General features: G+C 61.9%; 17 protein-coding genes and 1 pseudogene. 12 read left to right on the forward strand and 6 right to left on the reverse strand.

From position 1 onward, the window contains the following. Nucleotides 1–155: 155 nt before the first annotated feature. The gene (locus ACYAR8_RS12445; protein ID WP_074888901.1) at nucleotides 156–383 is read left to right on the forward strand and encodes a VF530 family protein; all 228 of its coding nucleotides are present in this window, start codon (nucleotides 156–158) and stop codon (nucleotides 381–383) included. A 37-nt stretch (nucleotides 384–420) separates the two neighbouring features. Then, nucleotides 421–1,083 (forward strand): Pr6Pr family membrane protein, encoded by a 663-nt coding sequence (locus ACYAR8_RS12450; RefSeq protein ID WP_463580045.1) that lies wholly within the window; start codon nucleotides 421–423, stop codon nucleotides 1,081–1,083. A gap of 40 nt (nucleotides 1,084–1,123) precedes the next feature. Here ACYAR8_RS12450 and ACYAR8_RS12455 read toward each other — a convergent pair whose 3' ends face one another. The 5 genes from ACYAR8_RS12455 to ACYAR8_RS12475 all read right to left on the reverse strand — a co-directional run bounded on the left by ACYAR8_RS12455 (nucleotide 1,124) and on the right by ACYAR8_RS12475 (nucleotide 7,660). Further along, nucleotides 1,124–1,894 (reverse strand): siderophore-interacting protein, encoded by a 771-nt coding sequence (locus ACYAR8_RS12455; RefSeq protein ID WP_463580046.1) that lies wholly within the window; start codon nucleotides 1,892–1,894, stop codon nucleotides 1,124–1,126. Then, on the reverse strand, nucleotides 1,891–2,484 hold the full coding sequence (locus ACYAR8_RS12460) for a PadR family transcriptional regulator (protein ID WP_074889057.1): 594 nt from the start codon (nucleotides 2,482–2,484) through the stop codon (nucleotides 1,891–1,893). The genes ACYAR8_RS12455 and ACYAR8_RS12460 overlap by 4 nt, the downstream gene beginning before the upstream one ends. Nucleotides 2,485–2,604: 120 nt before the next feature. Next, nucleotides 2,605–5,727: a transglycosylase domain-containing protein gene (locus tag ACYAR8_RS12465; RefSeq protein ID WP_463580047.1), complete on the reverse strand. Its 3,123-nt coding sequence runs from the start codon at nucleotides 5,725–5,727 to the stop codon at nucleotides 2,605–2,607. Between the two features lie 212 nt (nucleotides 5,728–5,939). After that, a complete protein-coding gene (locus tag ACYAR8_RS12470) occupies nucleotides 5,940–7,082 on the reverse strand; it encodes an OpgC family protein (RefSeq protein WP_463580048.1) in 1,143 nt (380 codons plus the stop codon). A gap of 206 nt (nucleotides 7,083–7,288) precedes the next feature. Further along, a complete protein-coding gene (locus ACYAR8_RS12475) occupies nucleotides 7,289–7,660 on the reverse strand; it encodes a hypothetical protein (RefSeq protein WP_463580049.1) in 372 nt (123 codons plus the stop codon). A 199-nt stretch (nucleotides 7,661–7,859) separates the two neighbouring features. Here ACYAR8_RS12475 and ACYAR8_RS12480 point away from each other — a divergent pair, with 199 nt between their 5' ends. From ACYAR8_RS12480 to ACYAR8_RS12490, 3 genes are all read left to right on the forward strand, one after another. After that, entirely contained in the window at nucleotides 7,860–8,129 is a 270-nt protein-coding gene (locus tag ACYAR8_RS12480; protein WP_074888917.1) for a type B 50S ribosomal protein L31, read from the forward strand. Nucleotides 8,130–8,291: 162 nt separating this feature from the next. Further along, nucleotides 8,292–9,383, forward strand: a complete 1,092-nt coding sequence (ddlA, locus tag ACYAR8_RS12485; RefSeq protein ID WP_463580050.1) for a D-alanine--D-alanine ligase — start codon at nucleotides 8,292–8,294, stop codon at nucleotides 9,381–9,383. 2 nt (nucleotides 9,384–9,385) lie between these two features. Then, on the forward strand, nucleotides 9,386–9,790 hold the full coding sequence (locus tag ACYAR8_RS12490) for an NUDIX hydrolase (protein ID WP_463580051.1): 405 nt from the start codon (nucleotides 9,386–9,388) through the stop codon (nucleotides 9,788–9,790). 120 nt (nucleotides 9,791–9,910) lie between these two features. On the opposite strand, the gene metR is transcribed toward ACYAR8_RS12490, so the two are convergent. Beyond that, nucleotides 9,911–10,828, reverse strand: coding sequence for a transcriptional regulator MetR (gene metR, locus ACYAR8_RS12495; protein ID WP_065992512.1), 918 nt, complete (start codon nucleotides 10,826–10,828; stop codon nucleotides 9,911–9,913). Between the two features lie 207 nt (nucleotides 10,829–11,035). On the opposite strand from metR, the pseudogene ACYAR8_RS12500 reads away from it, so the two are divergent. From ACYAR8_RS12500 to ACYAR8_RS12530, 7 genes and pseudogenes are all read left to right on the forward strand, one after another. After that, a pseudogene (locus ACYAR8_RS12500) lies at nucleotides 11,036–11,638 on the forward strand (5-methyltetrahydropteroyltriglutamate--homocysteine S-methyltransferase); the annotation flags it as partial. A 162-nt stretch (nucleotides 11,639–11,800) separates the two neighbouring features. Further along, complete coding sequence (locus ACYAR8_RS12505) at nucleotides 11,801–12,793, forward strand: alpha/beta fold hydrolase (protein ID WP_463580052.1); 993 nt, start codon at nucleotides 11,801–11,803, stop codon at nucleotides 12,791–12,793. A gap of 110 nt (nucleotides 12,794–12,903) precedes the next feature. Further along, nucleotides 12,904–13,572 (forward strand): DsbA family oxidoreductase, encoded by a 669-nt coding sequence (locus ACYAR8_RS12510; RefSeq protein ID WP_463580053.1) that lies wholly within the window; start codon nucleotides 12,904–12,906, stop codon nucleotides 13,570–13,572. A gap of 172 nt (nucleotides 13,573–13,744) precedes the next feature. Further along, a complete protein-coding gene (locus tag ACYAR8_RS12515; RefSeq protein ID WP_463580054.1) occupies nucleotides 13,745–14,458 on the forward strand; it encodes a GntR family transcriptional regulator in 714 nt (237 codons plus the stop codon). Continuing rightward, nucleotides 14,455–15,471 (forward strand): ADP-ribosylglycohydrolase family protein, encoded by a 1,017-nt coding sequence (locus ACYAR8_RS12520; RefSeq protein ID WP_463580055.1) that lies wholly within the window; start codon nucleotides 14,455–14,457, stop codon nucleotides 15,469–15,471. The genes ACYAR8_RS12515 and ACYAR8_RS12520 overlap by 4 nt, the downstream gene beginning before the upstream one ends. A 159-nt stretch (nucleotides 15,472–15,630) precedes the next feature. After that, nucleotides 15,631–17,100: a purine-cytosine permease family protein gene (locus ACYAR8_RS12525; protein WP_074888931.1), complete on the forward strand. Its 1,470-nt coding sequence runs from the start codon at nucleotides 15,631–15,633 to the stop codon at nucleotides 17,098–17,100. Then, complete coding sequence (locus ACYAR8_RS12530) at nucleotides 17,090–18,031, forward strand: PfkB family carbohydrate kinase (RefSeq protein ID WP_463580056.1); 942 nt, start codon at nucleotides 17,090–17,092, stop codon at nucleotides 18,029–18,031. Before ACYAR8_RS12525 ends, ACYAR8_RS12530 begins: the two co-directional genes overlap by 11 nt. Nucleotides 18,032–18,191 lie beyond the last annotated feature (160 nt).

Below are 18,191 nucleotides of genomic sequence, written 5' to 3' on the forward strand. Positions count from 1 at the left end.
GTTATAACATAACATCAAAAGAGCAATCATTTTGAAATCGGTCGCCCTCGTCGGCTGCTTGCAGTCTTCACACTGACTACGGCGTCCGTTAAGGTGCGCAGCTCGCGAAACCTCTTGTCCAACCAGCCCGTCCCCTCAGCGTCCATAGGCCCGCCATGACCACACCCAACAACAACCCGCTGCACGGCGTGACCCTGGAGCAGATCCTCATCGCGCTGGTCGAGCATTACGAGTGGTCGGGCCTGGCCGAGCGGATCGACATTCGCTGCTTCAAGAGCGACCCGAGCATCAAGTCCAGCCTGACGTTTCTGCGCAAGACACCTTGGGCGCGGGAGAAGGTCGAAGGGTTATACATCAAGCTGGCGCGCACCAAGCGGCCCTGACTTGACCTGAATCGCCGATTGCCAAGGACTGATCCGAATGCCCAGCCCCATGTTGCAGCTATCTCCAGGCGGGCGCCGCTTTGTCATCACGGCGGCCATGCTCGGCTGGCTCGGGCTTGTGGTGCAGCTCTATCTGATTCTCTGGGGGCGATGGATCGACCACGCCAGCCTCCTCGGCGGACTGGTGCGCTTCTGCAGCTTCTTCACCGTGGTGACCAACACCCTGGTGGCGGTGGCGCTCAGCTGCGCCGTCATTGACCGGCATTCGGCGGGTTATCGGTTCTTCCGTTCCCCGATTGTCTGCGCCGGCATCACCACCAGCATCATTCTGGTGAGCCTTGCTTACAACCTGCTGCTGCGCCATCTGTGGACACCCGAGGGCTGGCAGTGGATAGCCGACGAATTGCTGCACGACGTCATGCCGCTGCTGTTCCTCGGCTACTGGTTGTTCTTCGTGCCCAAAGGCCTGCTGAAGCCCCGACATGTGCTGATGTGGATGCTGTATCCCGTCGTCTATTTCGGCTATTTGTTGTTACGCGGAAATGCCTTCGGCGACTACCTCTATCCGTTTCTCGACATCGGCACGCTGGGCGTCGCTAAAGCCCTGACCAACGCGTTGGGCGTGCTGGCGGGTTTCGTGGGTATCGGACTGGTCGTGCTGATGATCGACAGAGTATTAGGGCGCAGAGCGCAAGGGTAACCCCCAAGGCTGACGCCCATCCTGTAGGAGCGCGTAGGCCTCATTCTTCGTCCGAACCGTCCGCGCGCCAGTAGCCCGCCGCTTTGACAGCCGCTTCGTCCAGCTTGAGCTCATCCAGCAGCACCCGCCGCACTTTGCGCGACAAGGACGACTCGGTCGCCACCCAGGCATACAAGCTGCCTTGCGGCAGGGTCAATTGGCGCGTGACTTCAACCAGATCCTGCTCGCCACGTACCACCCAGATCACCTCGATCTGCGCATCACTGGTCAGCGCCTGGCGCTCCGCCGGGTTATCGATTTCGACCACCACCAACGCACGCCGAGCGGCCGGCAATGCCTCCAGCCTGCGACCGATGGCGGGGAGGGCCGTCTCATCGCCGATCAGCACATAGCTGTCGAACATGTCCGGCACGATCATCGAACCCCGAGGCCCGGCGATATTCAGCGTTTGCCCGGCTTGAGCCTGAGCCGCCCAGGTCGCCGCCGGACCGTCGCCATGCAGCACGAAATCGATGTCCAGTTCGCCGGACTGCGGGTCGTAACGACGAGGCGTGTAATCGCGCATCGCCGGGCGCGGGCCTTCAGCGTTTTGCAGGGGCGCATTGCTGTCCAGCGCCCCCTGCTCTTCGGGCGTGGTGGCGAACAACAGTTTGACGTGGTCATCGGTGCCCAGACTGATGAACCCCTCAAGCTCCGGCCCGTGCAAGGTGATGCGGCGCATGCGCGGGGTGATGTCGGTCACCCTCAGCACCTGCAGCGTGCGACGTTTGATCTCGTGGCTGACGCGGTGAATTCCCTGGGGTGCATTCATTCAGATTTCTCCGCAGCAGGTTGTTGGCCGTCGACAATGGCTTTTGCGGTGTCGTTCAGCAGGTCGCGAACCCGCAGAATTTCTTCAGGGTTCCAGCGGCCGTGGTGCATCTGCAGCGAGTGACGCAGGTTGTGCACGGCCTCGTGGATTTCCGGCGGCCGATCATGGCCGCGCAACGAGCGTTTGCTGACTTCGATGCGCATTTTCACGCCATCCAGCGCGACGGCCTGTTCGGTCAGGAACTGCTGGCCTGCCTCGGTGATGCGATAGCGCTTCTTGCCGCCATCGGCATCGCCCTGAATCAACTCGCTCTCTTCCAGAAAGGTCAGCGTCGGGTAGATCACGCCCGGGCTTGGGCTGTAGGCGCCGTCGAACAGCGCTTCGATCTGGCGAATCAGGTCATAACCGTGGCACGGCTGATCGGCGATCAGCGCCAGCAGCATCAATTTCAGGTCGCCTGGGGCGAATACCCGAGGCCCACGGCCGCCGCGTTCACGGCCGGTACGTTTCTCGAAACCATCGCGGCCGTCGCCGTGCTCGCCGAAGTGAGGGCGGTGGTGGTGAGGGTGATCGTGTGAATGGTCTTTCATGTTTTTTCATCTCTGGGTACAAGTTAGATATACCTTAAGATATATCTTATTGTTTCCACAAGACGCGTTAAGACGAACGGTTGTTGGCCGGGTTCCACGGATGAACTCAGTGACTTCGGGCTACAGGCGCGACGCCACCTGTGTAGGAACGGGGGCCTTGCACTGGGTGAAAGTGCCCGGCTCCAGATAGGGATTGAGGATTGGCGCCATGCCTTTGAGCACTTGCACCGGCAGGGCGGAGGTGAATTTGAAGCTCTCGGCGGCGCGTCCCGGGACGTACGCCGTCAGCGTGCCGTAGTGGTTGTCGCCGATGAAAAACACGAAAGTTGCGGTGCGGTTGATAGCCTTGGACGCCAGGATGCGCCCGCCTGCGCCAATGCTTTCGATACGGTTGTCGCCGGTGCCTGTCTTGCCGCCCATGGCCAGCACGCTGCCGTCATGGGTTTTGAAACTGCCGGACACGCGCCTTGCCGTGCCAGCATCGACCACCTGCGAAAGCGCCTCGCGCATCGCCGCAGCGACTTCCGACGGCAGCACACGCTTGCCTAGTTCGGGGTTGTTGATCAGCTGGGTTTCGTACGGCGTCTGCGCGGCGAAATGCAGGCTGTCGATGCGCAGCACCGGCAGGCGAATGCCATCGTTCTGAATGATGCCGATGAGTTCGGCGAGCGCGGCGGGTCGATCGCCGGAACTGCCAATCGCAGTCGCCAGCGATGGCACCAGATGATCGAACGGATACCCGAGCCGTTGCCAGCGCTGGTGGATATCCAGGAACGCTTCGATTTCCAGCATCGTGCGAATACGGCTGTCGCGAGCGCTCTTGTGCTGGCTCTTGAACAGCCAGCTGTAGACTTCCTGACGCTCGAAGCGGCTGGCGGCGACGGCGTCCTTGAACGTGGCGTCCGGGTTCTGCAGCAGATACCCCACCAACCACAGATCCAGCGGATGAACGCGGGCGACGTAGCCTTGATCCGGCAGGTCGAACTTGCCGGGCCCGTAGGCGAAATAAAGTTCGTCCAGGCGCTTTTCGGTGAGTGCCGTCTTGCCCTTTTCCCCGGCCATGTGCGCCCTCACGAACGCATTGAACGCGCTTTGCGAGGCGTCCGGCAGTAGATAGCGATGGACCGCAGCGAGACGGCTTGCCGCGGGATGCACGCCGTCGAGAAACGTATCGAGCCGGTCCTGTGTTGATTTGTTTTTGTAGCGCTTCCAGAAGCGCAACAGGAATGACTTGCCCTCGCGGTCGGCGAAATCGGCCAGGTATTCCTGACGCCTCGGATCACTGTCGTCCTTGAGCAACACCGCGCTGTTGTTGGGCCCTTGATAGGTGGTGTAGCGCACCAGATCACGCATCAGGCGAATGAACGGCAAGTTGATCGACTCGCGCAATGCCTCGCGAAGGGTGGGGTTGCGAGCGTTGTCCTCCCGGCGAAAATTATTGAAATGGTGCAGGCCGCCGCCGGTGAAAAAACTTTCGCCGGGGCTGGCCGAATACTGCCGATCGAGAGCGGCAGCGAGCATCTTCGAGAGGTCGCGGTCGTTGTTCTGGATCAGGTAATCCACTGCCCAGCGGCTGAGGCGGTCGGACTCCTCAACCGGGACTTTCTTCAGAGCGCTGTTGGGCAGAGCGGCGTACTTTTCGTGCAGCTCGGCGATGATCTGCAAGTACGTCGTCAGTACGCGCATCTTGGCCGTCGAACCCAACTCCAGCTTGCTGCCCTCGTTGATGTCGAACGGCTGATCGGTGCTGTCAGTCTGCACCCGCACCCGCGAGCCATCCGGGTCGCGCTCGAAAAGGGTGAAGCTGTAACGCACCGCCTGGGTGCTGGTGGGTGTCAGCAGGTGCTCGCCGAGCAAACCCATCTGACCGGCAAATTCAGGCTTGGCGAGGTCGCGCAGGTACTGACCGACGCTGACCTGCAGGTCGTTCTGCAGCGTGCTGGTGGCCGACAGGTCCAGGCGATCGAGGTCATAAAGGGAGCGGTTGAGCATGTTCGACAGCCGGGTGCGCGCGACGGTGATACCTTTGTTGCTCTCAATCGGCTGCACCGTCGGCTGCTGCACCCAGTCGCGATAGGTCACGCTGGCGGCCAGAGCGGCGTCGGCCAGCGGTTGATCGATGACATTATTCTGTGCGAGCACGCGCAGATGGCTGTCAGTCAACTCCGCGAGTTCCTTGCGGCCCTTCGCCAGAAAGTGCGAGGGCCTGCGCTGGGCGATCACCAGCGACAGAACTTCGCGCAGCGCCAGCCCCTGCGCCGCCAAGGTTTTTTCGTCCTTCGCCGCCGAGGCCAGCAACTGGTTGGTGCGGTCGAAGTCCGCGCCGTACCAGACCCGCAATCCTTCGGCCATGCCGTGGACTTCGCCATGACCGGGGACCGCCGACAGCGGCACGCTGTTGAGATAGTCCCGCACCACCCGCTGCCGCGCCTCAAGGGTCTGCTGCCCCGGCTGATAGGCGCGAACGCTGGCGGACACCATCTGACGAATCTTCTCGCTGCCCGACAGCGTCAGGCCATCCGGCGAGTGCCGGTACTTCTCCAACTGAGTGGCCAGGGTGCTGCCACCGGCCGATTGCCCCGGCAATCCCACCATCTTCGCCAGTTGGGACAGCGCCGCCTTGAAGAACCTTGGCCAGTCCACCGCCGGGTTGGCCAGCGGCCGCTGATCATCCAGCAAGTCGCGGTTCTCGATGAACAGCAGGCTGTTAACCAGCACTGGCGGGATGGCGGCGAAGCTCGGATACAACTGCTGCGGGTAGGTGTATTGATACAGGGGCGCGGCGCGACAGTCAGAAATGGTCAGGCCGGACTGAATCTTCTCCTGATACGGCACGAAGAAACCGCGCTTGGCGTAGGACAGAAGCTCAGGGGAAAACCGCGCCTGGGCGCTGATCAGGTAGTCACGTTTGAGCAGGCGCGGCAGGAATTCGCCGAGGGCGGAATAGCCCAGACGTTTGTCAAAAGGTCCGTCACCGGGATACACAATCGCGCCGCTGGGACCGGCTTCGACGGAGTAGCTCAGGCCTTGGGCCAGATGACTGAACTCCTGGGCCTGCAAGCGGGAGCTGCGCACCTCGGTCGAGACCACAAATCCCAGGATCACTGCTGCCATCAGCACCGCCGCCAGCAGAAACCGCCACACGTAACGCCGTGGGCGAGCATGGGCTGGCACTGATCCGTTCCCCTGACTGTCAGCCTTGACCACAGCCTTCTTCGTATCGGAATGCCAAAGAGCGCCCATATCGTAAGCCCGGTCCAGCCTGCACATCGCACTGATACAAGCGTAGACGCTGGTGGGCGCGGAGGGGATTTTGTGCGCTGGGGCGTGAAATCTTTCCGATGTACAACCTCCGTCCCGGACCGCGCTGGATCCGATCGAAGGAGAGGATGGAGGCTTGGAACCGTTTGAAACGGGGTGAGGTGCCGGCCGCTAACTGGCGGGTGAGGGGCCCATCAAACCTCCACCATCCGCGCCGCCTTCGGACTGCCCAACCGCTTGTTCAACTCCAGCCAGTTCGACAACAGCAGCATCAACCCAAGGCCGAGCAACGCGGTGATCACACGCATTTGCCAGGCATCGTCCGCCAGCGCGTTGGCCATGTCGGCCAGCGGGGCGAGGAGGACGCCAAGGCAGAAGATTTCCAGCGAATAGCGGCCCATCCGGCAGGTCTGCTGGACAGGCCAGTTGTCGAGCCAGGTCATCGACGTCGGCAGCGTTTTTGCGACGACATACACCAGCGCAAGGAAATGCAGCAGGCGCACCGGAGACAGGTCTGTCTTGCTGATCGGGTAGATCAATTCAGTGAGCGCGGTAGGCAGGAGCGCATCATGCACGTAAGGAAATTTCCACAGCACGGTGATGACGCCGGCCAGCAGCAGGTAAGCCGCCGCTATGAGAAACAGCGGCTGTTGCCAAAGCGGCCGAATAGGGGCGATCACGATTGGCGCCCGTTGGGTATGCAAGACAAAGGCCCCGCCGAGCACGAAGATCAACTGCCAGGCGACCGGGTTGAAATACCAGTAACCGCCGCCTTCGTAGGCGCTCAGGTTCCAGCCGAGCAGCGGCACCATCAGGTACAGCGCGATCGACAGGCCGATCGCCAGCGCCGCGTTGCGCAGCAGAATCGGCAGGATCAACGGCAACGAACCCATCAGCAGGATGTACAGCGGCAGCGGGTCGGTGAGGTTGGGTTTGAAGCGCAGCAACAATTCATCGGCCAGGGCCTGCTGCGGGTTGCCGACGAAATACTCCAGGCCCATCTCCCGCACCATGTCACGGGTCTCGACGTGATTGTTGGCGACGAAAACGATGCCCATCAGCAGCGTCAGCAAGAAGATGTGCGCGACGTACAGCACCCATGTACGCCGGAGGATACGCAGGCAAGCCACCACGTAACCGTCACGCTGGGCTACGCGACCGTAGGCGAGCACAGCGGCATAGCCTGCGAGAAACACAAACACCTCAGCGGCGTCGCTGAAACCGAAATTGCGCAGCGTCAGTTGCGCGAAAGGGTTGGCCGGCACGTGATCCCAAAAAATGAAAATCAGCGCCAGACCCCGAAAGAAGTCGATCCGATGGTCGCGTCCATTCGTCATGACGGTGGGCCTTGCAAAGGTGTTTATAGAAGAGGGGCCAGTGGGGCCTTGGTTCCTGCCGTCAGCAGGGTCTGATCGGCGGCGCGCAGGGTGGCGGGTTTGTGGGGTAAAAGCAAAGGGTGGATACGGACAGGTGGAGTAAAAAAGGGAGGGCGCTGTCGACGGCGCCCCTTTTTGTGCGCGCAGATCCTGAGTGCAGCCCTGGATTACTGAGCTTCCGGCATCAGCATCGGCTTGCGGTCCAGCGTTTCGCTGATCATTCGATAGATGTCTTCTTTGCCATCGTCGTTGCAGCAACGGATTTCGTGAAGCACTTCGCGCTCTTTGGTAGACAGCCCGATGTAGTTCCATTCGCAGGCCTGGCGCATGAACACGTCGTGGTCGTTGACGGGCATGACGTCGTCAGCGGCTTCGTGAAAAGCCTCCACGATCGTTTCGATCAGGCTGACGAGTTGCTCGGATTCAGGCTTGCCGTCGGTTGCCTGAACCAGGCGCTGCAGGTGATTCAACGCGCTGCGGGCGTCAATCAGCTTCATGTGTCCGGGGACGCTCATTTCGTATCGATCGATCAAGTGCATGGCACTACCTCCTGGTGTTGTTGTTCATTCCGTTCCCGTTGAGGACCGGGCTGGGTCGTCAGCGGCGCGAACGTTAGCGGCAGGGGAGGCGGCGGAAAAGGCAAAAGTTGTAACCGTTACAAAATGGGTTCCGGTTGAACTATCTCGAATTGATACTGTATAACGTATTACATGATTGTTTACATTCTGGAGAAAGACGATGAAAGCCGACATCCATCCCGACTACCGTAAAGTGCTGTTCCACGACACCGCTGCCGATGTGTTTTTCCTGATCGGCTCCACAGTTGATACCGACCGCACGCACACCCACACCGATGGCAACTCGTACCCATACGTTGCCCTTGACGTGTCCAGCGCGTCGCATCCCATGTACACCGGTCAGCAGCGCAAGACCACCACCGAAGGCCGTATCGCCGGGTTCAACAAGCGCTTCGCCACTTTCGGCTCCGGCGCCAAGAAAGAGGAATGACAGCAGCACCTCCCGCGCTCCGGGTATCGCCAGTCGATCACCCGGGCGCGGGATTTTTTTTGCACGTTTTTCCTGTATTCGGTCCCGCACGCCACCTTGGCACTGGACTATCGGGCCAAATTGCTTTTAGCTCTGCGACCTGAAATTCAGGAGCATCCCCCTTTGAAAAAGTCAGTCGCCATCGTTTTCGGTGGGCAATCCTCCGAGCATGAAGTGTCGTTGCAATCGGCGCGCAACGTGATCAACGCGATTGATCGCAACAACTTTTCCGTCACCCTCATTGGCGTCGACAAGCAGGGCCACTGGCTACGCTTCGACGAGCAGGATTACCTGCAGAATCCCACCGATCCGGCGCACATCAAACTCAGTGAATCCGGCCGTCTGCTTTCGCTGATGCCGGGCGCCAGCGGGCCGCAGTTCGTGGAAGTGCAGACCGGGCAGGAGGTGCCGCGCATCGACGTGGTGTTCCCGCTGATCCACGGCAGTTTCGGGGAAGACGGCTGCCTGCAAGGCATGCTGCGTCTGCTGGATATTCCGTTCGTGGGCCCGGATGTGCTGAGCTCGGCGGGCTGCATGGACAAGGACGTGACCAAGCGGTTGCTGCGCGATGCGGGTATTTCGGTGGCGCCGTTTGTGGTCCTGCAGCGTGGCGAGACGGTGGATTTTGTCAGCGTTTCCGCACAGCTGGGCCTGCCGCTTTTCGTCAAACCGGCGTGCCAGGGATCGTCGGTTGGCGTGAGCAAGGTCACCGACGAACCCGGCTATGCCGCGGCGCTGAAGCTGGCCTTCGACTACGACAACAAAGTGCTGATCGAGCAGGGGATCGTCGGTCGTGAAGTCGAATGCGCTGTGCTGGGCAACCACGAGCCGAAAGTCAGTGTGTGCGGTGAGGTCGTGGCCAATGATGAGTTTTACGCCTACGACACCAAGTACCTGAACGACGGTCAGGCGCGCATCGCGATCCCCGCGCAGATGCCCGAAGACATGAGCGAGTCCGTGCGCGAAGTGGCGCTGCAGGCCTATCGCGTGCTGGGCTGCGCCGGCCTGGCGCGGGTGGATTTCTTTGTCACCGAGGCCCGGGAAATCATCATCAACGAGGTCAACACGCTTCCCGGCTTCACCTCCATCAGCATGTACCCGAAACTCTGGCAGGCCAGCGGATTGAGCTACGCCGAGCTGATCGACCGGTTGATCACGCTGGCGCTTGAACGCGCTGAAGAAACCCGCGCGCTGAAAACCGAGGTGGTGCTGTGACGGTGAAGACGCTTCGTATCGCCGCCGCGCTGCTGACGCGTGCCGATGGCAAGACACTGTTGGTGCGCAAGCGCGGGACTGAAGCGTTCATGCAGCCGGGGGGCAAGATCGACGCAGGGGAGTCGGCGCTCGATGCGCTGGCCCGTGAGCTGAACGAGGAATTGGGTCTGGTCATCTCGCCTGAACACGCGCGATTTCTGGGCGAGTTTTCGGCAGTGGCGGCGAACGAACCCGGCTTCGAAGTGAATTGCCAGCTGTATGGCGTTCACATTGAGGACGCGGTCAGGCCCGCCGCCGAGATCGAGGAAGCGATCTGGGTCGACGGCGGGAATATTGAGCAGCTGCACCTGGCGCCGCTGACACGGGACTCGATATTGCCGCTTTACCTGAGTCGGGCGACGGCCTGAGTTCGACACCATCAACTGTAGGAGCGCGCCCGCGAAGGAACGTGTCAGGCCACGAAGGTGGGTTGTAAGTGACCCTTTCGCGGGCAAGCGCGCTCCTGCAATTTGCCGATTGCACGGCGTTTAACGAACCGCACTCACCCCATCCAGTGTCGAAAACGACGTGTCCTTTGCCGTCAGCAGGAAGTCACGCATGTAGGGCGCGTCCAGCATGTCTGCGCGAATCGCCGCGTACAGCGTGGCGAACAATCCTTTCTCCCCCAACCGCTTCCCCTTCACGTACCCGCGTGAGCTGTATTCATGCAGCGCCCAGTGCGGCATCCCGCAGACGCCGCGGCCGCTGGCGACCAGTTGCATCATCATTACCGTCAGCTCGGACGTGCGCACCTGCGCCGGTTCGATGTCGGCCGGCTCGAGAAAGCGCGTGAAGATGTCCAGTCGGTCGCGCTCGACGGGGTAGGTGATGAGGGTTTCATTGATCAGGTCTTCCGGCACCACATAAGGCCTGGCCGCCAGCGGATGCTGATTGGCGACCGCGAGCATGGCCTCGTAGGTGAACAGCGGCACATAGGTAATGCCTGCCAGTTCCAGAGGGTCCGATGTCACCACCAGATCCAGATCGCCACGGGCCAGGGCGGGCAGGGGCGCGAAAGCGAAGCCTGACGCCAGATCAAGTTCTACCTCCGGCCACGCATCGCGGAACTGATCGATTGTCGGCATCAGCCATTGAAAGCAACTGTGGCATTCGATGGCCATGTGCAGGCGCCCGGCGACACCGCCGGCCAGCCGCGAGATATCCCGCTCGGCGTGACGCAGCTGCGGCAGTACCGAGTCGGCCAGTTGCAGCAGTCGTAAGCCCGCGCTGGTGAACCGCACCGGTTTGGTCTTGCGCACGAACAGTGGCATGCCCATGCGCTCTTCCAGCTCCTTGAACTGGTGCGACAGCGCCGATTGCGTCAGATGCAGACGGTCGGCGGCATCAACGAGGCTGTCTGCCTCGCGTAGTGCATGCAGTGTTTTCAGGTGGCGAATTTCCAGCACCGACGGCGCTCCATGAGTAAATTTTGTGATCAACACGAATTTAATGAGTTTGTCTCATGCAGACGTAAGTGTCGACAATGGCGCCATCTTTTGAAGGAAGCAGTCAGCATGGGCCAGGTCAACAACTCGAATTTTCCTCACACCGGCGTCGCCAGGGACTTCAAGCACATCCTCGAAACCCTGGGTGACGGCATTGATGTGGATTCGGTGCCGACGTTCACGCAGGACCAGCGCTTCAACCTGAGCTGGGCGCCGCTGTTCGATGAGGTCGACCAGGCCCGCGCCTTGGGCAACACCGTCCGCCCCGAAATCATCGGCCCGCTGACGTACCTGTGGCTTGGGCAAGCGGAAGGCGAGGGCTTCGACAAGCTTGAGCTGCTCGACCGTCTGCTGCCGGTTTACGGGGAAATCCTTGGGCGGCTGGCGGGCAAGGGCGTCGAGTGGGTGCAGATCGACGAGCCGATCCTGACCCTCGATCTGCCTCAGGACTGGAAGAACGCCTTCGAGCGCGCTTACCACGCCTTGCAATATTCGCCGCTTAAAAAGCTGCTCGCCGTCTCCTGCGGCGGGCTTGGACTGGGTAGCAACCTTGGCCTTGCAGTGTGTTTGCCAGTGCAAGGCCTGCATGTCGACGTGCTGAGTGCGCCGGAGCAAATGCCCCTGGTGCTAGACCGCCTGCCCATCTACAAGGTGCTTTCACTGGGTGTCGCTGGCGAACTTGATCCCGCTGGCGCTGACGGTGAAGCCGCCCTTGAGGTGGTGAAGGAAGCTCAACTGCGCTTCGCCGATAACCTGTGGGTCTCAGATTCGATCAACACGCAGACAACTGCAGCCGCGTGAATACACGTTGAGATGACCGTTTTGCTACCGCTCAGCCCTCTTCATCAAACTGTCACGCAACTGTGGCAGCGCGCTTGAGAAAACTTCATCAGACTCGCGGCCTACTGGGGTTCTGTGTGTCGGTGTTTTTCCATGCGGGTTTTACTTTTTCTGGCTGCGCTCTTGTGCAGCCTGCCGTCTTTTGCGGCCTCTCGATGCGATGTTGACGTTCCCACGCAGGTGGCCGAGCTCGATGACGTGCACCTGGCGTATCAAAGCATTGGCCGTGATTCCGATCCGGCGCTGCTGTTGGTCATGGGCCTCGGCGGGCAGCTCATCCACTGGCCGGACGAAGTGGTCGTCGCGCTGTGTCAGCAGGGCTTTCGCGTGATTCGCTACGACAACCGGGATGTCGGCTTGTCGACCTGGGTCCAGGCGCCGCCGAGCCCCAACCTCACTTACGAAGTGCTGCGCTACAAAATCGGCCTGCCGGTGTCGGCGCCGTATTCGCTGACTGACATGGCTCAGGATGCGCTGGGCCTGATGGACGCGCTGCACGTTCAGCACTTCCATGTACTGGGGGCGAGCATGGGCGGCATGATTGCGCAGCATCTGGCGGACATGGCGCCCAAGCGCGTGGAGAGCCTCACGCTGATCATGACCAGCTCCGGCGCGCCCGGGCTGCCGATGCCCAGCCCGGCGCTGTTGCAACTATTGGCCCGTCGCGGCGCGCCTGACCGGCAGACCGCCCTTGAGCAGCAGGCCGATCTTCTGGCTGCGCTGGGCAGCCCGGAGGTCAAGGATGATCGGCAGATGCTGCTGCATCAAGCGGCGGTTTCCTACGACCGGGCGTTCAATCCTGAAGGCGTGAAGCGTCAGATTCTGGCGATCCTGTCCGAGCCCAGCCGAGTGGAGCTGTTGAATCGTCTGCGCGTGCCAACGCTGGTCGTCCACGGCACGGCTGATCCGCTGCTGCCGGTCATGCATGGGATTCATGTGGCGGCGCACATCCAGGGCAGCCAGTTGAAGCTTATTCCCGGCCTGGCCCACCGTTTTCAGGAAGCCTTCAAAGCCCCGCTGCTGGCGGCCGTGTTGCCGTATTTACGCGAGCATCGTGAAGACGCATCCCACGTCGCGCAGCTCTAATGAGACGGCGGGGTTGACCCGCCCTTTGAGGGCGGGCGTGCCGGTGTAGGGTTTGAGCGCCACCGTGATCGGCGTATCGTGGTGCTTTTCCTCTCTTGCACGAGGCTGCCATGAGCACTCCGCTGAAAATCGATTTCATCTCCGACGTGTCCTGCCCCTGGTGCATCGTCGGCCTGCGCGCGCTGGACCAGGCGCTCGAACATCTGGGCGATGAAATCCAGGCCGACATCCACTTCCAGCCCTTCGAGCTCAACCCGCAGATGCCGCCTGAAGGCCAGGACATCTTTGAGCACATCGCCGAAAAGTACGGCTCGACGCCGGAACAATTCCAGGCCAATGCCGAGAACATCCGCGAGCGCGGTGCTGAGCTCGGCTTCGTCTTCAAGCAGGGCGACCGGCGCATCTTCAACACCTTCGACGCCCATCGACTGCTGCACTGGGCCGGGCTGGAAGGCAAGCAACACGAGCTCAAAGAAGCGCTGTTCACGGCGTATTTCAGCCAGCACGCCAACGTCTCCAGCCACCAAGTGCTGGCAGATGTTGCGCAAAAAGTGGGCCTGGACCGAGTGCGTGCCGAGGCCTTGCTGGGCAGCGACCAGTACGCCAGCGAAGTTCGCGAACTGGAACAGTTGTGGGTGTCGCGGGGCGTGAGTTCGGTGCCGACGATCGTCTTCAATGAACAATACGCCGTGTCCGGCGGGCAGCCGGTCGACGTGTTCGTCAGCGCCATTCGTCAGATCGTGGGCGAAGAATCTAGCGTAGTTAACCGGGCCGACTGACAAGCGAGATGTTCCCTGACGCGCAGCGCGCAGGCGGTTGCTCCGAGGCTCTTCTGTCCTGGACGGCTGCTGATTGCGCTGCGCTTTCGGTTGTCATCGGCTGTTACGCATCGTCCATTGCATTTCAAAAAACACTTGCTCCCCCCAGCCACTTTCGGATATCAATTTGTACATGATTAGACAGGTTCGATTCGACAAGAAAAAACGTGTGGTGGATGAGCTGGCACGACGCATCGAGTCCGGCCAGATGGGCTCGGGCGAGTTGTTGCCCGGCGAGAATCTGCTCGCACAGGAATTCAATGTCAGCCGTGGCACGCTGCGCGAGGCGCTGTCCGAGCTCAAGCGACGCAACTACATCGCCACGCAAACCGGGGTGGGCTCAATCGTGACCTACGACGGCATCTCGCTGGATCAGCGCGCCGGGTGGGCCCAGGCCCTGGCAGACACGGGCGCCAGGGTCAGTACCGAGGTTCTGCGTCTGGTGGCGGTGCAACTGCCTGACCTGGCGGGTCGGTTCGGCACGGCCGATTTCATCGCGCTGGATCGCCGTCGAACGGCAGGCGATGGCAGCGTGGTGTCCCTGGAGCGTGTGCTTATTCCGGCCTGCGATGGCCTGGAGAACCTGCCCCGCGAAGGGCTGATCGACGATTCACTGACGGTCACGCTGGCCGCCCACGGCTATGTCGGTGATCGCGGCGATCAGTGGATCGGCGCCGAGCCCCTGAGCAACGACGACGCGGTGCTGATGTTACGGCAGCCGGGCTCGGTGTTTCTCAAGGCGACGCGCACCACTTTTGATCGCCGGGAACGTTTCATGGAGCACGTGGAAAGCCTTCTGGATCCCGTGCATTTTCGTCTGCATCTGGCTTTTGGATCACCTACATGACTGCACTGATCGACACGCGCGACCGAGGCCTGGGCGCTTTCTACGGACTGGCACTGGGCGACGCGTTGGGGATGCCGACGCAGTCCTTGAGTCGCGAGCAGATCAGGCAGCGATTCGACCGAATCACTGAGTTGCAGGCCGCCGGTGCCGATCAGCCCATTGCGCCGAACATGCCCGCAGGGTCGATCACCGATGACACCGAACAGGCGATCCTGGTCGCCGAGTTGCTGGTGGCCGGAGGGGGGCGCATTGAACCTTCGGATCTGGCACAGAGCCTGATCGACTGGGAAGCGGTGATGCAGGCCAAGGGGTCCCAAGACCTGCTCGGCCCCTCGACCAAGCGCGCCATCGAGATGATTCTGGCCGGGCACAGCCCTGAAGAAGCCGGCCGTTTCGGCACCACCAACGGCGCCGCCATGCGCATTACGCCGGTCGGCATTGCCTGTGACGTGCGCGAAGAAGCGCCCTTCATCGAGGCGGTCAAGCAGGCCTGCCAGGTCACCCACAACACCAATCTCGGCATCTCCAGCGCAGCGGCGGTAGCGGCGGTTGTCTCGGCGGGCATCAGCGGTGCCGGTCTCGGCGAAGCCCTCGACGTCGGCGCCCGGATCGCCCATGAGGCGGAGCGCCACGGATACTGGATCGCCGGCGGCCGCATTGCCGCTCGGATCCATTGGGCTAAACAGCTGTGCGCCGACTGCAGCAATGAGCAACTGCCCGAATTGATTTATGACGTGATTGGCACGTCGGTCGCCTCCCAGGAATCGGTGGTCGCCGCGTTCGCCGTGGCGCATCAGGTGGCTCGCGGGCAGTTGTCGGCATTCGATGCGCTGTGCATGGCTGCCAGCCTGGGCGGCGACACCGACACCATCGCCGCCATTCTCGGGGCGATGCTCGGTGCCTGTGAAGGCATGACCGCGTGGCCGGAGCCGCTGATCAAACAGATCCAGACCGTTAACGGACTCGACCTCTATCCCGTGGTCGAGCAGTTGCTGTCCCTGCGCGGGGTCTGACCCGACCGACGCCAGCCCATATAGAGAACAAGACCTACCTCGCGGCTCTATGCAGCGGCGAGTCAGGGTTTTTGCAGCCTGCAGAAGCCCACGCTGACACGGATGTCGTTTGCTTTGCGTACTGCCCACAACCAGAACAAATGGCACAGGAGCATTCCCATGACGTCATCCAACGCCGCTCAAGGCGCAGGTCAGCTTGAAACACGCGGCATCGAACCGGTTCCGGAAAACGAATGCAACGGCCACCCGTTGCAGCTTTTCTGGGTGTGGTTTGCGGCCAATATAAGCATCCTCGGCCTGCCGCTGGGGGCGACGCTCGTGGCCTTTCGCGGGCTGTCGATCGGGCAGGCGATCATTGTGGCGATTCTCGGCGCGGCCGGTTCGTTTGCGGTGGTCGGGGTCATCTCCATCGCAGGTCGCCGGGGCAGGGCACCCAGTCTTACGCTGTCGCGGGCGATTTTCGGCGTGCGCGGGAATATCGGTCCGACCATCGTTTCGCTGATGTCGCGTCTGGGCTGGGAAACCGTGAACACCACGACCGCCGCTTTCGTACTGCTGTCGCTGTGCTCGATCCTCTTCGCCACGCCGGTGGAAGCCAAGAGTGCGCCGGGCCTGACCCTCGTGTTCATCGCCATTTTCGTGCTGATGACGCTGACCGTGTCCGGCCTCGGCCACGCCACCCTGCTGGTCATCCAGAAGTGGGCGACGTACATTTTTGGCGCGTTGAACGTTATCGTCGGCGGGTTCCTGATCGCCCACATCGACTGGCCCGCTGTATTCAACGCCGCGCCTGCACCGGCGAGCGCGATGATCATTGGCATCGGCACCATGGCGGCGGGCACGGGCATCGGTTGGGCCAACGCGGGCGCCGACATGTCGCGCTATCAGCATCGCAGCGTCAAGGCCACGCGGCTGGTGGCGTCGGCCGCTTTCGGCGCGGGCATCCCGCTGGTGCTCCTGATTACTCTGGGCGGGCTGCTGTCGGTGGGCAATGACCACCTGGCGTCGGCCACTGATCCGATCATCGCGATCCGCGAACTGCTGCCGACCTGGATGGCCGTGCCGTACTTGATCACGGCGTTCGGCGGGCTGCTGCTTTCCAACAACCTGTCGGTGTACTCGGCGGGCCTGACCACGCTGACGCTGGGCCTCAAGATCAAGCGCGTGCACGCCGTGATCGTCGACATCGTGGCGATCTTCGCCGGCTCGATTTACTTCATGCTGATCGCCGACAGTTTCTACGGCCCGTTCATCACGTTCATTTCGATGCTCGCCGTGCCGATCACTGCGTGGGTCGGGATCTTCATCGTCGACCTGATGCGTCGCCACTATTACTCACCGGCTGACTTGATGGACGTTTCGCCGCGCAGTGCTTACTGGTATCGCGGCGGTATCGAGTGGCGTGCGCTGGGTGCGTGGGCCCTGGCCATTGTGCTCGGTTACAGCTTCACCACCGTCGCGACGACGCCGGAGAACGTGATATTCAAAGGTTTGCTGTCCGACTCGTGGTTCGGCCATAACGGGCTGGGCTGGATCGTCACCTTCCTGGTAGCGGGCGGTGTTTATGCCTTGCTGGGCGGTGCCCGTGACCGTCGCGTTGTTGCCGAAGAGGTTGTTCATGCCCGCTAGATTGCTTTACACCGGCCAGGTCGTGGTCGATCTGGTCATGGCCCTGGACGCTTTGCCTCGCTCCGGCGGTGATGTGCTCGCCCGCTCGGCGGCCTTTGAAACGGGCGGAGGATTCAACGTGATGGCCGCCGCACGACGCAGTGGCATGCCAACGCTGTATCTCGGTCGCCACGGCGCGGGGCGTTTTGGCGATCTGGCGCGACAGGCCATGGCGGCAGAAGGCATCGACATCGCGGCGGCGGCGTCGACGGGGCAGGACACTGGCCTGTCGGTGGCGCTTATCGAGCCTTCGGCCGAGCGCTCGTTCATTTCCTACGTCGGTGCCGAGGGCGGTTTGTCGGCTGAAGACCTGAGCGGCGTCGAGGTGCAAGCTGAGGATTACGTGTTCGTCAGCGGCTACAGCTTGCTGCACGAAGGCAAGGTGTCGACGCTGCTGGACTGGCTCGCGCGGTTGCCGGCGGGGGCGGGCGTGGTGTTCGATCCGGGGCCACTGATCGATTCCCCGGAGGCGTCCGGGATGCAGGTGGTTTTGCCCTTGATCACGCTGTGGACGAGCAATGCCGAAGAAGCGCTGCGCTTCACTGGGTGCGAGACGATTGATGGGGCCCTCGACAGACTGGCGCACTGGCTGCGCGAAGACGCGTTATTGGTGATACGTGATGGACCGAACGGCTGCTGGATTCGTCAGGGTTACGAGACCCGACACGTGCGTGGCTTCCCGGTGACGGCCTTCGACACCAACGGAGCCGGCGATGCCCATGCGGGCGTGTTGCTGGCCGGGCTGGCGTCAGGGCTTTCAGCTCCGGAGGCGGCATTGCGCGCCAATGCGGCCGCGGCCATCGCCGTGACCCGATGGGGCCCGGCGACTGCACCGACCGCGGCAGAAGTGGATGAGTTAGTCGGCAGCAGCGAATTTCCCCTGGCACCCTAATGATCCCCGCCATCGCATGACCTGTAGGAGCGTGGCTTGTCCCGCGATCTGGCGCGAAGCGGCAGCCAATCGGCTGACTGCGGTTCCTCAGGAAGGACCGAGTCGTCCGGTTTTACGACTGCTGCGCAGCCGATCGCGGGACAAGCCACGCTCCTACGGC

This window comes from Pseudomonas sp. HP_01, assembly GCF_055284355.1.

Coding starts and splice junctions, on each gene's coding strand:
- ACYAR8_RS12445 (WP_074888901.1), top strand. CDS start 156: ATGACCACACCCAACAACAACCCGCTGCACGGCGTGACCCTGGAGCAG.
- ACYAR8_RS12450 (WP_463580045.1), top strand. CDS start 421: ATGCCCAGCCCCATGTTGCAGCTATCTCCAGGCGGGCGCCGCTTTGTC.
- ACYAR8_RS12455 (WP_463580046.1), bottom strand. CDS start 1,894: ATGAATGCACCCCAGGGAATTCACCGCGTCAGCCACGAGATCAAACGT.
- ACYAR8_RS12460 (WP_074889057.1), bottom strand. CDS start 2,484: ATGAAAGACCATTCACACGATCACCCTCACCACCACCGCCCTCACTTC.
- ACYAR8_RS12465 (WP_463580047.1), bottom strand. CDS start 5,727: ATGGGCGCTCTTTGGCATTCCGATACGAAGAAGGCTGTGGTCAAGGCT.
- ACYAR8_RS12470 (WP_463580048.1), bottom strand. CDS start 7,082: ATGACGAATGGACGCGACCATCGGATCGACTTCTTTCGGGGTCTGGCG.
- ACYAR8_RS12475 (WP_463580049.1), bottom strand. CDS start 7,660: ATGCACTTGATCGATCGATACGAAATGAGCGTCCCCGGACACATGAAG.
- ACYAR8_RS12480 (WP_074888917.1), top strand. CDS start 7,860: ATGAAAGCCGACATCCATCCCGACTACCGTAAAGTGCTGTTCCACGAC.
- ACYAR8_RS12505 (WP_463580052.1), top strand. CDS start 11,801: ATGCGGGTTTTACTTTTTCTGGCTGCGCTCTTGTGCAGCCTGCCGTCT.
- ACYAR8_RS12510 (WP_463580053.1), top strand. CDS start 12,904: ATGAGCACTCCGCTGAAAATCGATTTCATCTCCGACGTGTCCTGCCCC.
- ACYAR8_RS12515 (WP_463580054.1), top strand. CDS start 13,745: ATGATTAGACAGGTTCGATTCGACAAGAAAAAACGTGTGGTGGATGAG.
- ACYAR8_RS12520 (WP_463580055.1), top strand. CDS start 14,455: ATGACTGCACTGATCGACACGCGCGACCGAGGCCTGGGCGCTTTCTAC.
- ACYAR8_RS12525 (WP_074888931.1), top strand. CDS start 15,631: ATGACGTCATCCAACGCCGCTCAAGGCGCAGGTCAGCTTGAAACACGC.
- ACYAR8_RS12530 (WP_463580056.1), top strand. CDS start 17,090: ATGCCCGCTAGATTGCTTTACACCGGCCAGGTCGTGGTCGATCTGGTC.